14 protein-coding genes are annotated in these 13992 nt (G+C 37.3%); 6 read left to right on the top strand and 8 right to left on the bottom strand.

Features of this window, described 5'->3' with window-relative positions:
* Position 1: 1 nt before the first annotated feature.
* From J5J03_RS03025 to J5J03_RS03005, 5 genes are all read right to left on the bottom strand, one after another.
* Positions 2-280 (bottom strand): YkvA family protein, encoded by a 279-nt coding sequence (locus tag J5J03_RS03025; RefSeq protein WP_153835987.1) that lies wholly within the window; start codon positions 278-280, stop codon positions 2-4.
* A 251-nt stretch (positions 281-531) separates the two neighbouring features.
* Positions 532-924, bottom strand: a complete 393-nt coding sequence (locus tag J5J03_RS03020) for a hypothetical protein (protein WP_208586036.1) — start codon at positions 922-924, stop codon at positions 532-534.
* The gene (typA, locus tag J5J03_RS03015; RefSeq protein ID WP_208586035.1) at positions 924-2750 is read right to left on the bottom strand and encodes a translational GTPase TypA; all 1827 of its coding nucleotides are present in this window, start codon (positions 2748-2750) and stop codon (positions 924-926) included. The genes J5J03_RS03020 and typA overlap by 1 nt, the downstream gene beginning before the upstream one ends.
* A gap of 75 nt (positions 2751-2825) precedes the next feature.
* Positions 2826-4184: a sensor histidine kinase gene (locus J5J03_RS03010; RefSeq protein ID WP_208586034.1), complete on the bottom strand. Its 1359-nt coding sequence runs from the start codon at positions 4182-4184 to the stop codon at positions 2826-2828.
* Positions 4181-4873: a response regulator transcription factor gene (locus J5J03_RS03005; RefSeq protein WP_208586033.1), complete on the bottom strand. Its 693-nt coding sequence runs from the start codon at positions 4871-4873 to the stop codon at positions 4181-4183. The genes J5J03_RS03010 and J5J03_RS03005 overlap by 4 nt, the downstream gene beginning before the upstream one ends.
* 197 nt (positions 4874-5070) lie before the next feature.
* Here J5J03_RS03005 and J5J03_RS03000 point away from each other — a divergent pair, with 197 nt between their 5' ends.
* Both J5J03_RS03000 and J5J03_RS02995 read left to right on the top strand, forming a co-directional pair.
* Positions 5071-6300, top strand: coding sequence for a S1C family serine protease (locus J5J03_RS03000; protein ID WP_208586032.1), 1230 nt, complete (start codon positions 5071-5073; stop codon positions 6298-6300).
* Between the two features lie 94 nt (positions 6301-6394).
* Positions 6395-7297: an NAD(P)-dependent oxidoreductase gene (locus J5J03_RS02995; protein WP_331460416.1), complete on the top strand. Its 903-nt coding sequence runs from the start codon at positions 6395-6397 to the stop codon at positions 7295-7297.
* A 216-nt stretch (positions 7298-7513) separates the two neighbouring features.
* Here J5J03_RS02995 and J5J03_RS02990 read toward each other — a convergent pair whose 3' ends face one another.
* Together J5J03_RS02990 and J5J03_RS02985 are read right to left on the bottom strand one after the other, a co-directional pair.
* Positions 7514-7726, bottom strand: coding sequence for a hypothetical protein (locus J5J03_RS02990; RefSeq protein WP_208586030.1), 213 nt, complete (start codon positions 7724-7726; stop codon positions 7514-7516).
* Between the two features lie 340 nt (positions 7727-8066).
* Entirely contained in the window at positions 8067-8294 is a 228-nt protein-coding gene (locus J5J03_RS02985) for a helix-turn-helix transcriptional regulator (RefSeq protein ID WP_208586029.1), read from the bottom strand.
* A 173-nt stretch (positions 8295-8467) separates the two neighbouring features.
* Between J5J03_RS02985 and J5J03_RS02980 the strand changes: the two genes are divergently transcribed.
* From J5J03_RS02980 to amt, 4 genes are all read left to right on the top strand, one after another.
* Positions 8468-8830 carry a helix-turn-helix domain-containing protein gene (locus tag J5J03_RS02980; protein WP_208586028.1) on the top strand — a complete coding sequence of 121 codons (363 nt, stop codon included), beginning with the start codon at positions 8468-8470 and terminating at the stop codon, positions 8828-8830.
* 546 nt (positions 8831-9376) lie between these two features.
* The gene (gene trhO / locus J5J03_RS02970; RefSeq protein ID WP_208586026.1) at positions 9377-10357 is read left to right on the top strand and encodes an oxygen-dependent tRNA uridine(34) hydroxylase TrhO; all 981 of its coding nucleotides are present in this window, start codon (positions 9377-9379) and stop codon (positions 10355-10357) included.
* 119 nt (positions 10358-10476) lie between these two features.
* Positions 10477-10956, top strand: coding sequence for a glutathione peroxidase (locus J5J03_RS02965; protein ID WP_208586025.1), 480 nt, complete (start codon positions 10477-10479; stop codon positions 10954-10956).
* A gap of 234 nt (positions 10957-11190) precedes the next feature.
* Positions 11191-13470 (top strand): ammonium transporter, encoded by a 2280-nt coding sequence (gene amt, locus J5J03_RS02960; protein ID WP_208586024.1) that lies wholly within the window; start codon positions 11191-11193, stop codon positions 13468-13470.
* A gap of 53 nt (positions 13471-13523) precedes the next feature.
* Here amt and ribH read toward each other — a convergent pair whose 3' ends face one another.
* Positions 13524-13991, bottom strand: a complete 468-nt coding sequence (gene ribH, locus J5J03_RS02955) for a 6,7-dimethyl-8-ribityllumazine synthase (protein WP_208586023.1) — start codon at positions 13989-13991, stop codon at positions 13524-13526.
* Position 13992 lies beyond the last annotated feature (1 nt).

Here is a 13992-nt window from a genome sequence, read left to right as displayed (position 1 = left end):
GTTATTTACTCTCTATATCGTATTTTTTACGTAAACTATCAGGCGCCATCTTGACCATTTGCTGAAGAATCAATGTCGCAACCATAACATCATCAAATAAACCGAGCACTAACAAATAATCGGGTATTACATCAAACGGGAAAATGATATAACCTATGATGAGGATAAGTGATGCTAACTTTGCAGTCACTTTTACTTCTTTGGATAAGTAGAATTCCTTAAAGAAAGGAAACGATTTACGGAATTTAAATAGAAATTTGAAGCGTCTAAAAAAACGCATGACATCCCCTCTTTTCTTGGATTCCATTACTTAAAATATACCCCAATATCTAAGTTAAAAAACCTACCACAATAGATACACCCTTTCGCAAGCCAATTAATTGATAGTAGATACAACCTGCAAAGTTGTGAAAATTCTGTTTGAAGTAGCAAGGAAATCAGATGTGCGGTCATCTAAGACATAATTTTGAAATATATAACGATAATCACTACCACTCCGGCTGCCCACTTCTCTACCCTGGATATAGCCGATTATCCCCGGAAGAGAAAGCTTTTTCCTCGGAACAGGATGGCGCTTCCGGGGATATTTCCTTCTCTTCCCTGGATATAGCTGATCATCCCCGGAAGAGAAAGCTTTTTCCTTGGAACAAAATGGCGCTTCCGGGGATATTTCCTTATGTGGTTTTGAACGTCGGCATAGAAAACAATACGAAAGTAATTTTGGTTTGAGTAAATGTTGCACTTCTCCCAACGAAGTATTCTGCCGGAGCGGTTTGTCATCACTGTCCAAGGGAAAAATGGCAGAGAGCAAATCCATGACCAGTTATTTCGCAGTTTATAAATCTTGTCCAACATTTTTGGTATAAACGAAAACCCGTTTTGATAATCTTTCGCTATCAAAACGGGTTTTTCTTGCTTATGCATTAACCTTTTTTCTTCGCTGCTTTTTCACGTTCGTTTTTGTTTAAAATCTTCTTACGTAAACGAACTGTTTCTGGAGTAACCTCACAATATTCATCGTCATTCAAGTATTGAATTGCTTCTTCTAATGACATTTTACGTGTTTTACGAATAGTTGCTGTTTGATCTTTCGTAGCAGAACGTACGTTGGTTAAGTGTTTTTCTTTGGTGATATTTACCGTTAGGTCATTCTCACGGTTATGTTCGCCAACGATCATTCCTGCATATACTTCTGTACCTGGCTCAACAAAAATGACACCACGGTCTTCCAGGTTCATGATACCGTACGTAGATGCTTTACCATTTTCTAATGCTACTAGCACACCTTCACGACGGCCACCTACCTGTCCTTTAACAAGTGGAGCATATTCTTCAAATGTATGGTTGATAATACCATATCCACGTGTTTGTGTCATAAATTCTGTAGCATAACCGATTAATCCACGAGATGGCACTTTAAATTCCATACGAACTTGTCCAGTCCCGTGATTCACCATATCCAGCATTTCACCTTTACGAGCACCGAGAGACTCCATAACCGGTCCCGTATAATCCTCCGGTACATCAATTTGAACACGTTCAATAGGTTCACATTTTACGCCATCCATTTCTTTAATAATAACTTCTGGCTTAGAAAGCTGTAATTCATAACCTTCACGACGCATGTTTTCTACTAATATAGATAAGTGTAGCTCCCCACGACCTGATACCGTCCATGCATCTGGTGAATCGGTTGGGTCAACACGTAAACTTACATCTGTCTCTAATTGTGACAACAGACGTTCTTCGATTTGACGAGAGGTAATATATTTACCTTCTCTACCAGCAAAAGGACTGTTATTGACAACAAATGTCATTTGTAATGTCGGTTCGTCAATACGTAAAATCGGCAATGCTTCCTGATGTTCAGTAGGACAAACCGTTTCACCTACGTTAATATCCTCCATACCAGCAACCGCAATAATATCTCCGGCTGTTGCTTCTTGAATTTCGATTCGCTTCAAACCAATAAATCCAAATAATTTAGTAACACGGAAGTTTTTTACTGAACCATCTGTCTTCATAAGTGATACTTGCTGTCCAACTTTAATTGAACCACGGAACACACGACCGACACCGATACGTCCTAAGTAGTCATTGTAATCAAGCATCGTGATCTGGAATTGCAGAGGCTCATCCGCATTATTAACAGGTGCAGGAATTTTTTCTAAGATCGTTTCAAAAATTGGCTCCATCGTTTCCTGTTGCTCTTCATCTGGATAACTGGATGTACCATTTAACGCAGAAGCATAAACAACTGGAAATTCTAATTGATCATCATCAGCACCGAGTTCAATAAACAAATCTAATACTTCATCGACAACTTCGTCCGGACGTGCATTTGGTCTATCGATTTTGTTTAGTACAACGACCGGCTGCAATTTTTGTTCCAATGCTTTTTTTAATACAAAACGGGTCTGTGGCATACACCCTTCATAAGCATCCACCACAAGTAATACCCCGTCCACCATTTTCATGATACGCTCTACTTCTCCACCGAAGTCAGCGTGTCCTGGTGTATCCAATATATTAATGCGTGTATCATTATAATTAATCGCAGTATTTTTCGCTAAAATCGTGATTCCACGTTCTTTTTCAATATCGTTGGAATCCATTGCACGTTCTTCCACTTGCTCATTTTCACGAAAGGTTCCTGAGTAACGGAGTAACTGGTCAACTAACGTCGTTTTGCCATGGTCAACATGGGCAATAATCGCAATGTTGCGAAGTTCTTCTCTCAATTGCGTCATTTTATTCTCTCCTCTTAAAGATGCGTTCATCGTATTACAACTTACCTAGTATATCATAATAGTCAGGAATTGTTATCAATAATCATTATTTTTTTCAAATTCCGTAAAGATAATCGTAAATCTTGCCCCACCATACGGCGCGTTTTCTGCTTTAATTGATCCTCCTGACCGCTCGACAATTGCCCGTGCAATCGCTAAGCCAAGACCTGTCTCTCCACTCTCACCTTTGACAAAACGATGAAATAACTTCTTCAATAATTCATCATCAATTCCTTCGCCATCATCCGTAATTTGGATTTTAAATTGTTTATTTTCGGTAAACCCCGTCACTTTCACCTGTGTATCCGCATGTCGAATCGCATTGGTAATGATATTCATCACAGCTTGTAACATTTTTTCTGCATCAAACATAACTTCCACTTCATCGACTTGATTTTGTTTAACTTGAATATGTTTTTCGTTAGCGATCGGAATTGCTCTTTCCATAATTTGTTCCATAAATATTTTACTATTTACCCTTTCTGGTCGATAGATATCTGCTTCACTATCCAGTTTAGCTAGTAAAATAATTTCGTTAATTATTTTTTTCAGACGTTTAATTTCTTCTACCATCACTTGCAGACCACGTCTAGCTTCTTCTCCCTCAAATATTCCATCACGAATACCTTCTGCATAACCTTGAATCGTCATTAATGGTGTTTTAAGTTCATGGCTGGCATTTTGGAAAAAGTGGTGCTGTGACTGAATAAAACTGTTTAACTCATTTGCCATTTCAACAACACTTTGCTCGACCTCTTTAATTTCTCCCGTTGCTTTTACTTCTTCCATCTCATCAAATTTACGTTTTTCAATTTTTTTTAACTGATGCTTTAGTTTCGTTAATGGTGTGACAAGTTTTGTTGTCAAATAATGGCTAAGCAAAACAGCTACCGCAATTCCAATCAGGAAAATCAAAAATAAACGATTCATCAAGCTTCTCTGTACGTCCTGCAAATCATCTAACGGTGTAAGTAATACTAAGTGTTGAGTGGACAACGGTGACAAAATCGGAATAATCGATACCACATAATTATCATTTTTTCCCTGCCATAAAGGCTGTGTCCTACTGTCAAGATCATATTCCTGAACCCACGATTCAATTGTATTCATATTGGGAATCGAGGAAAACACGATCCTTTCACTTGCTTCATCATACGCAAAAACTTGCAAATTATATTGCTCGAGCATTTGCAATAACCGTTGTACGTTTGTCGTATTATTGAGATCTTCCGACAATATGAAATTGACGATTAATTCCCCTTTGTCCTCTAACTGGCGTTGCTCGTCCTTAATTAACATTTGGAGCATTTGCGAGTAAATCATAATACCAGTAACCGTCATAATGACCACTAGTAAGGTTGTAAAAGCAATTGTTAATTGATATTGCAGTTTCATTTTTGGCCCTCATCATATTCTAGGCGATACCCATATCCCCAAACGGTTTCAATTGGTAAACTATCTAGTTTTTTTCTTAATCTTTTCACTAAATCATCCACTGCCCGATCACTCCCGAAGTAATCATCACCCCAAACCAGTGTAAGTAATTCTTCCCTTGAGAAAGCACGGTTTGGTTTTTGAGCAAAGATCTCTAACATCGCAAACTCTTTGGATGTGACGTCAATTTCTTGATGTTTCCACTGTACAATTCGTGCTGCTTTATCGATCTCCAATTCTCCTAATTCTATAACTGCTGTTGAGTTAGATTGCTGTATTGGCAACGCTTCTGCTCTTTTAAATAAACGTTTGACTCTCGCTACTAATTCTCGCGGACTAAACGGCTTCGTTAAATAATCGTCACTACCAAGTTCCAAACCGAGGATTTTATCTACTTCCTCATCTTTTGCCGAAATGATAATTATCGGTACTTCACTGACTTGACGGATTTTTTTACATAATTCATAGCCATCCATTCCTGGTAACATAATATCAAGAATCCACATATCAGGTTGTTCACTTTGAGCACGCTGCCAAGCATCTTCTGCATTCTCCAGTAGTGTTACTTGAAATCCTTCCTTTATTAAATAGGCTTTCACTATATCTCTAATATTCGCATCATCTTCTACTATATAGATGTGTTGATTCATATTGCTCACCTCTCCCCATTATACCCCAATTTGCTTGCTCTTATTTTCGCATATTTACGCAGAAAAATTAAGCAACGAGCGATAAATTATTCCTTTTACACATTTTTTATACAATTATCCCATTAACATGCCGTATATAATGGGTATGATAATAATAGAAGTTACATTAAAATTCCTACGAAAGGGTGAATAAATAAATGAGTGAAGAACTCAATCAAGAACAAACAACAGAACAAAGTAAAAAAGGCAAAAAAGAGAAAAACACATTAGCTATGTTAATGAGTGGAGTTGCGGGGGGAATTATTGCAGCACTATTTACTGGCGGAATTTTCCTTAATATAATCAATGATGAACAAGCTACTCCTTCTGAAGACAACAATCAAAATGAACAAACCGAACAAACGTCATCAGAAGAAGCTGTGCCAACAACTAACCTTGCCAATCAATCCTCTAACTCAATTGGCAGTGCCGTAGAAAAAGTATCCGATGCAGTAGTTGGTGTTTCCAACATTCAACAGATCAGCCTTTGGGAAGAATCTGACGCAGCTGGCACAGGATCAGGTGTGATTTACAAGAAAGATGACGAATATGCCTACGTCGTTACAAATAATCACGTTGTGGAAGGTGCTCAAGAAGTAGAAGTGATTCTCACAAATGGTGAACATGTTGCAGCAAATGTAATGGGAACAGATGCGTTAACCGATTTAGCTGTACTACGCATCCCTAGTGATCAAGTTTCAACCGTTGCAGAGTTAGGATCTTCCGATGAATTAGCTGTAGGTGACACAGCAATTGCTATCGGTAACCCACTCGGTCAAGAATTTGCCGGGTCTGTAACACAAGGAATCATCAGTGGCTTGGATCGAGCGGTTGATGTCGACTTAAATAGTGACGGTCAACCAGACTGGACAACAAACGTTATTCAAACAGATGCAGCCATTAATCCTGGTAACAGTGGCGGAGCCTTAATCAATACGAATGGACAAGTGATTGGTATTAACTCTATGAAAATTGCCCAATCTACTGTAGAAGGAATTGGTTTTGCGATCCCTATTAATGATGCGAAGCCAATTGTTGAACAGCTTGAAACAGGAAATGAGGTCGAACGTCCATTTATCGGAATCAGTGCTATTGATCTCTCAACTGTCCCACAACGTCATATTCAGGAAACTTTACAATTAGATGAAAGTGTAGAAAAAGGTGTTGTCGTCGCACAGGTTGAGCCAAGTTCACCAGCAGAAGAAGCCGGCCTACAACAATATGATGTCGTGACAAAACTTAACGATAAAGAAATTGAATCAATGTTAGACTTAAAGAAATATCTATACAGTGAAACAGAAGTTGGTGAAGAAGTAACGGTAACCTTCTATCGTGAAGGAAACCTCCAAACTGCAACATTAGTTTTAAATGAACAAAATGATATGTAATACCATTGCCCCTAAGCTTTAATGCTAGGGGTTTTTCTATCTTTCATAATGAACGTGCAGGAGAGTATCCTTAAACTATTGGGATAATCACCTGATTTTTGATAAAGTAAAAGAAAAAAGGAGGAGAAATATGACAACAACAATCGGATTTATTGGTACTGGTGTAATGGGGAAAAGCATGGCAAAACATTTAATCGACGCTGGATATGAAGTACACCTTTTCACGCGAACAAAAACGAAAGCACAAGAACTGCTGGACGCCGGGGCAGTCTGGGAAGAATCAATTGCTTCTCTATCCCAAAAGGTAAACGTCATCATTTCGATCGTTGGGTACCCTCACGATGTTGAAGCCATTTATCTTGATGAAAATGGCGTTATTGCACATGCACAACCTGGAGCTTATTTAATCGATATGACTACCTCTGATCCTGTTCTTGCCGAAACAATTTTTCAAGCAGCTGAAAAGAAGGATTTGCATAGTTTGGATGCACCTGTATCCGGTGGTGATATCGGTGCTAAAAGTGGTAAACTGACTATCATGGCTGGCGGCAAGGAAGAGGATTTTGAAGCAATGCTTCCCATTTTCGAAAAACTGGGTGAAAATATTGTCTTACAAGGGCCTGCTGGAGCTGGGCAGCATACGAAAATGGCAAATCAAATTACGATAGCATCCAATATGATCGGTGTATCCGAAGCAATTATGTATGCCAAAAAAGCTGGGCTTGATCCAGTCCGCGTTTTAAAAAGCATCTCAACTGGTGCAGCAGGCAGTTGGTCTCTGTCTAATTTGGCACCACGGATGATCAAAGGGGACAGTGATCCTGGTTTTTATATCAAACATTTTATTAAGGATATGAAAATTGCCTTAGCAAACGCGAAGAAAATGGGGTTAGAAACACCTGGATTAACATTATCATTACAGTTGTATGAAGAGCTAGCCGAAAAGGGGTTGGAGGATCGCGGAACACAAGCATTGATCAAATGGTTTGAAGGATAATATGTAATACTTACTATTGTATTCGGTAAAATCAATTATGACTAGAAATTCAACAAAGGCTTATATTATTGTTGATAGCTACTCTTTTTGCTAAGTCAATTACCGAAATGTGAGACACATCCTTAATATAAACGAAATATATTTTGTTCATGACTTTTAAGTTACGAGCGAAGTTAACTTTGGGCTATGATAGAGAAGCTGAGTAATGGTTATCTCCTACTCAGCTTTTCTTGTTTTTAATACAGGGCTTAAACTCTTTTCTATCACTTTTAAATATTCTATGGCTGACTTAACTTGTTCATCACTAAACCGTCCATAATCATTATCTACAATTATGACTAACCTCTCGATCAAATCCATTAAACAAACAAATGATCGTTTTTCAACATCTGATCTATCATTGTTTTTATAATCAAATTCGATACTCATTTCCTAGCCTCCTTAGTATATGTAAAGATCGTACATGTAATAATTCACTTAAGTAAATGCTCTCAAATTCCATACTTATAATCTTTTGAAGTGTTCTATAGTACAAGCAATGCGAAGTTCCTTTTAAGTACTAGTTATCTTCGTTTACAACAATATATAGACAATCCTACAATCTTTTGCGGCTTGCAGATCCGCTTTCATCCTAATTTCAATAATCCTTGCGCCTCCTTTGTTTTTTCATTCTTTTCTTGTAAACTAATACTAGAATAAATTTCAAAGATGAACATTTAAGATTAGTCGAGCGGCCCGTTTGTTTAAAAAATTACCTACTTAAAAATATTTATGGTTTTTTGTTTGTATGATTTTCTTGGACTTTATCATTAAATAAAAAAGATATCTCTTTATCTAGAATTTTTGCAACCAACAGCGCTTTTTCTAGTGGTGGCGATGAATAACCACTTTCCCAATTAGCCACTGCCTGCTTCCCCCGATAACCCAACTTTTTTGCTAGTTGTTCTTGAGTCAAGTTTTTCTGTTTTCTAGCATTGATTAAATTGAAATTTTTCATTTAATCCTCCTCTGAATGTCCAAGATATTTGTATACGCCATTAATTATAAGTCCAATTTGGTTGGATGTCAATATAATTATATGATTTTCTTGGACTTATTGTTTTTAATATTCCGATTATAATTATTATGTAGTACAATAATCTTGAACTTTTTTAGAAGGGACGTGCTCCAATGTTGGCGCAAAGATTAAGGAGTGCAAGAAGGAATAAAAAATTAACACAAGAGGAACTTGCTTCCAAACTACATACTAAGAAGCAAACAATTTCAAATTATGAGACCGGCTATAGTTCGCCTTCTAATGAAGTGTTAAAAGAAATAGCAAACATACTAGATGTCAGTACGGATTATCTTTTAGGTAGAACGGATTATCAAAAGGAAATTTCAAATAACAAAATTGAAATAAATGAGCCATTAGACGGCTTATTCGGCTATGATCTAGACTCCCTAACCGAAGAAGAAAAGAAGGAATTGAAAAAACAGCTAAAAAAAGAAGTAGAGTTTTTCTTATGGCAAAAGAAACAAAAGGATGAGTGAATAGATTATCCTTTTGTTTTATTCATTTTTAACATAAATTGAAATATGAATAAGCAAAGGCATACTTATGCTGCCTTCTTTAATAAATTTCAAATCATTCATTCTAAGAGGATTAGTAATATCAGCCATGGCTATCTTTTTTACTTTTTTAGATATCTTTATATTACATCTCACAGATGACCAGCCATGCCTTGCGGTACTGTTTGAGGTTGTATCCGTATTTGGAACTGTCGCGTTATCGATAGGGGTACAGGTTCGTTAACTATGATAGAAAAGCTTGCAATAATAATCGATTATAGTAGTTGGTAAACTCGGACCACTTGCCTGTTCCTTAGCACAACCTAAAGAGAGAAAAATCAAAAGCTATTCTTACTTGTTAAGTTTTTATGAATGGTGTCAACAGTTGCACATATACTACACTTGAATAAACCGGGATTGTTTAGTAAAGAAAAACGTGATAAAATATTGTCTTGCAAGATTATAAAAGTACAAACCAACCTAAAAACATTTATATCTTGCAAATATGAATTGATAGGTGGTAGAAACATGGAGAACAAAGAAAAGTATCAAGTATTGTTGTATTATAAGTTTGTTACGATTGAAGACCCAGAAACATTTGCACAAGAACACTTGCAATTCTGTAAAGACTTAGGATTAAAAGGTCGAATTCTTGTAGCGGAAGAAGGTATTAATGGTACCGTTTCTGGAACTGTAGAACAAACTAATAAGTATATGGAAGCCATGCATAATGATCCAAAATTCAGTGACATGATGTTCAAAGTCGATGAAGCGGATGGACATGCCTTTAAGAAAATGCATTGTCGTCATCGTCCAGAGTTAGTAACACTTCGCTTAGGTGAAGAAGATGTTGACCCACGCGAAAAAAATGCTGACTTTTTGGATCCTAAAGCGTTTTATGAAGCAATGCAAGATGAAAACACTGTTATTCTAGATACAAGAAATGATTATGAATATGAACTAGGCCATTTTCGTGGTGCTATTAATCCTGATATCGAGACTTTCCGTGACTTACCTGAATGGATAGAAAATAATCGTGAAAAATTAGAAGGTAAAAAAATTCTCATGTATTGTACTGGCGGAATTCGTTGCGAGAAATTCGGTGGTTGGATGAAAGAAAAAGGATTTGATGATGTCGGGCAACTCCACGGTGGCATTGTCACATACGGAAAAGATCCGGAAGTACAAGGTGAACTATGGGACGGACAGCTATACGTATTTGATGAACGTATCTCTGTTCCGGTAAACCGTAAAGAACACGTTGTGGTTGGTCATGATTACTTTGATGGTGAACCTTGTGAACGTTACGCAAATTGCGCAAATCCTGAATGTAATAAACAAATTCTCTGTTCAGAAGAAAATGAACATAAATATATGCGTGGATGTACGCACGAATGCCGTGTTCACCCTCGCAACCTATATGTGAAAGAACACAACCTTTCTGAAGAAGAAATTCAAGCAAGATTGGATCGCATTGCCGAAGAAGATGGTGTGATGCAAGAATCATAATCAAATCACGAGGGTCTTAATCCTCGTGATTTTTTTTATACTTTTTTCGTCGTTGAAACAAGCTGTTCCTCGTAGTTACCAGCTTAATATGCTATCCTTTTATGTAGGAGGCGATTTAATTGGCATTGTTTGATTTTACAATTGAAACAGTTAAAGGTGAAGAAAAAACAGTTAACGATTATAAGGCAAAAGCGATGATTGTTGTAAATACCGCTAGTAAATGTGGCTTTACTCCCCAGTTTGATGGACTACAAGAATTGTATAATAAATATAAGGATGACGGATTAGAAATTTTAGGTTTCCCTTGCAACCAGTTTATGAATCAAGAGCCTGGCTCGAGTGAAGAAGCGGCAGAATATTGTCGTCTCAATTATGGTGTTAGCTTCCCGATGCTTGCCAAAATTGATGTACGAGGCAAAAATACGCACCCTCTTTTTCAGCATCTAACTAAGGAAGCACCAGGAATAATCTCAGATCAAATTAAATGGAATTTCACAAAATTCTTGATTGATGAGAATGGAAATGTCGTAAAACGCTATGCGCCGAAGACTGAACCGAAAGAAATCGAGAATGATATAAAAGAACTACTTCACTCATAATGAGAAGTGACAGTTTCATTAAACTGTCACTTCTTCTTAGTTTTATACCCCTTTTCGCAATAAACCCTCACATACCTCATTTTTTATGTCAGATAATAAGAATGTTTGTAAGATTATCTAACTATGAACATGACATTGTTTCTATTCCAATAGTATTATTTACTCATGTTTATTATACACCAATGAAAATATACAGCTTATATCTAGTAACCCTTATAGAAAAGGATGACACATATGGATACGATTCAGCTTCACCTTGATTTTGTTTGGATTGTTTTAGCTTCTATTCTAGTATTTTTTATGCAGGCTGGATTTACTGCCTTAGAAGCAGGACTTGTCCGTGCAAAAAACTCGATAAATGTTGCGATAAAAAATGTCAGTGACTTATTAATTGCGACAATGGTATTTTCTTTATTCGGATTCGCCATCATGTTTGGTGATTCTGCACATGGATGGATTGGTTCAAGTCTCTTTTTCTTCCAGAGCTTAGAAGATGATCCATGGAATTGGGCCTTTTTATTCTTCCAAATTGTATTTGCCGGAACAGCAGCAACGATTGTTTCTGGTGCTATTGCGGAAAGAGTAAAATTCGGTGTGTACTTAGCCGGCACATTTTTTATTGTATTAATTATTTATCCAATCTTTGGTCATTGGGCATGGGGTAGTCTACTCAACCCTGATCAAGCTGGTTGGTTAGAAAATATCGGTTTTGTTGATTTTGCAGGGTCTACTGTTGTCCATTCCATTGGAGGCTGGGTGGCACTAGCTGCTGCATTAGTAGTAGGTCCACGAATAGGTAAATATAAAGATGGAAAAGTCTACAGCTTAAAACCCTCTAATGTTGTACTCGCAGCCATTGGTGTGTTTATTTTATGGTTGGGCTGGTTTGGTTTTAATGCTGGTTCCACCACAATTGGTGACACATCGATTGCACTAATTGCCCTAAACACTCATTTAGCAGCTGCTGCAGGTGGATTACTCGCGATGATCACTAGCTGGATAATCTCCTCACAACCTAAAGTAGAAGATATTCTTAATGGTGTCTTAGCTGGTTTAGTGTCGGTAACTGCAGGAGTTGCCGTCTTCACACCGCTTATGGCGCTCCTAGCTGGTGCAATCGGAGGAATTATCGTCGTATTTTCTTTAATTTTTATCGAAAAAGTTTGGAAAATAGATGATGCTATTGGTGCGGTATCTGTTCATGGTGTGTGTGGTGCTTGGGGCACCTTAGCAGTGGGTTTATTCGGTACTATGTCGTTACTACCTGCAGAAACGCGCTTAGAACAAATTTTCATCCAATTTATTGGAGTAGCAGTTGCCTTTTTATGGGCCTTTGCACTTGGCTATCTTATTTATAAAGGTATTGGGCTATTTATGAAAATTCGTCCAGAAAAAGAAGAAGAACTTGCCGGACTGAATGTTAGTGAACATGGGGCATCTATTGCAATGGTTGATACGATCCATTCAATGAAGGAAATTGCTAACTCGGCCGGGGACTTAACGAGTACGATAAAAGTAGAACCTGGTGAAGATACATATGAATTAAATATCGCTTTTAATCAGGTAATTAAAAAACTGGATCAATTAGTTAAGCAAGTGAAGGATGCTTCTAGCTATGTTGAACATTCCGCAGAGGATTTAATTCAAAAGACAGAGCGTTTGCGAGAAAACAGTAAAGAACAAGTTGATACTATCGAAGATACCCATCAAGTGTTTGTAGAGTCGGATCAACGTTTGGAAAGGGAGTTGGAAAGAGAAAATGAAGTAATTGCCACGATTCAACAGTTCTTTTCTTCTGTTGAACAAGTAAGTGAAAATGTTGCGACCTTAACAGAAGAAATGACATCCGTACAATCGACAGTGAGTGATATCACCGGAATGAATCAAGATGTCAATGACACCATGCAAAGGTATCAAGAGCAAAATGAACAAATTCAACATTTTTCAAATCAAAGTAATTCAGTGATGAAAGTAATTAAAGATATCGCAGAACAAATAAACTTATTGGCTCTAAATGCGGGAATCGAAGCAGCTCATGCAGGAGAATATGGAAAAGGGTTTGCTGTCGTGGCCGATGAAATAAGAAAGCTGGCAGAGCAATCTAAACAATCCACCGTTGAGATTCAATCAATCATAACTGGAACTGTTGATACGATACAACAAGGTCAGAGTGAATTTTCCACTTTTTCTACTAAATTGCATGATTTATTAGAAGAGTTAGCTTATATACCAGAGAAATTCAATCGTATTAATAGTAAAGTTAATGAAATTTATCATGTGATAGATCATTTCACAGATAATCTGGAAGTAATGAGCAAAGATACTTCAGAAATGATGGCAAGTAAACAAGAACAAAAGCATAGTTTTCAAATGATGCGTAATAAATTGGCGATAATTAATCAACAGATGAAAGAGAGTGATGCATCTATCGGTGATATTGCTCAACGGATTACAACGATGAAGGAGCAGAGCTTGTCGTTATCCAATACCGTCAAGAAATTTAAAACAAGTTAAACATAAAAAACTAAAAAAGTGGCGGTTTTCAATTTTAACCGCCACTTGTTATATTATCCGATATCTTTTAATAAATTGGCCATTTCGATCGCAGATATTGCCGCTTCTGCTCCTTTGTTTCCTGCTTTAGTACCAGCACGTTCGATTGCTTGCTCGATCGTGTCTGTTGTTAAAACACCGAAAATCACTGGAATACCAGCATCCATAGAAACACTTGCTACACCTTTTGATACTTCATTGCTAACATAATCAAAGTGTGGCGTAGAACCACGGATAACAGTACCTAATGTTACAACCGCATCATATTTTCCTGATTCGGCCATTTTTTTCGCTACTAATGGGATTTCAAATGCTCCTGGCACCCATGCTACATCGACATCGTCTTCTGCAACACCGTGACGACGAAAAGCATCTTCTGCACCACTTAACAGTTTACCTGTAATAAATTCATTAAATCTCCCTACGACAATTCCAACTTTTAAACCTGTACCTACTAGATTTCCTTCGAATGTTTTTGCCATA

Origin of the sequence: Gracilibacillus suaedae (assembly GCF_017599345.1) — a bacterium.
Classification (GTDB): Bacteria; Bacillota; Bacilli; order Bacillales; family Amphibacillaceae; genus Gracilibacillus; species Gracilibacillus suaedae.
The sequence above is the reverse complement of the archived record's forward strand: the minus strand, read 5'-3'. Positions and strand labels throughout refer to the sequence as shown.

What these genes read in the sequence shown, in the direction of transcription:
- J5J03_RS03025 (WP_153835987.1), bottom strand. Translation starts at nt 280, where the DNA reads ATGCGTTTTTTTAGACGCTTCAAATTTCTATTTAAATTCCGTAAATCG.
- J5J03_RS03020 (WP_208586036.1), bottom strand. Translation starts at nt 924, where the DNA reads ATGCATAAGCAAGAAAAACCCGTTTTGATAGCGAAAGATTATCAAAAC.
- typA (WP_208586035.1), bottom strand. Translation starts at nt 2,750, where the DNA reads ATGACGCAATTGAGAGAAGAACTTCGCAACATTGCGATTATTGCCCAT.
- J5J03_RS03010 (WP_208586034.1), bottom strand. Translation starts at nt 4,184, where the DNA reads ATGAAACTGCAATATCAATTAACAATTGCTTTTACAACCTTACTAGTG.
- J5J03_RS03005 (WP_208586033.1), bottom strand. Translation starts at nt 4,873, where the DNA reads ATGAATCAACACATCTATATAGTAGAAGATGATGCGAATATTAGAGAT.
- J5J03_RS03000 (WP_208586032.1), top strand. Translation starts at nt 5,071, where the DNA reads ATGAGTGAAGAACTCAATCAAGAACAAACAACAGAACAAAGTAAAAAA.
- J5J03_RS02990 (WP_208586030.1), bottom strand. Translation starts at nt 7,726, where the DNA reads ATGAGTATCGAATTTGATTATAAAAACAATGATAGATCAGATGTTGAA.
- J5J03_RS02985 (WP_208586029.1), bottom strand. Translation starts at nt 8,294, where the DNA reads ATGAAAAATTTCAATTTAATCAATGCTAGAAAACAGAAAAACTTGACT.
- J5J03_RS02980 (WP_208586028.1), top strand. Translation starts at nt 8,468, where the DNA reads ATGTTGGCGCAAAGATTAAGGAGTGCAAGAAGGAATAAAAAATTAACA.
- trhO (WP_208586026.1), top strand. Translation starts at nt 9,377, where the DNA reads ATGGAGAACAAAGAAAAGTATCAAGTATTGTTGTATTATAAGTTTGTT.
- amt (WP_208586024.1), top strand. Translation starts at nt 11,191, where the DNA reads ATGGATACGATTCAGCTTCACCTTGATTTTGTTTGGATTGTTTTAGCT.
- ribH (WP_208586023.1), bottom strand. Translation starts at nt 13,991, where the DNA reads ATGGCAAAAACATTCGAAGGAAATCTAGTAGGTACAGGTTTAAAAGTT.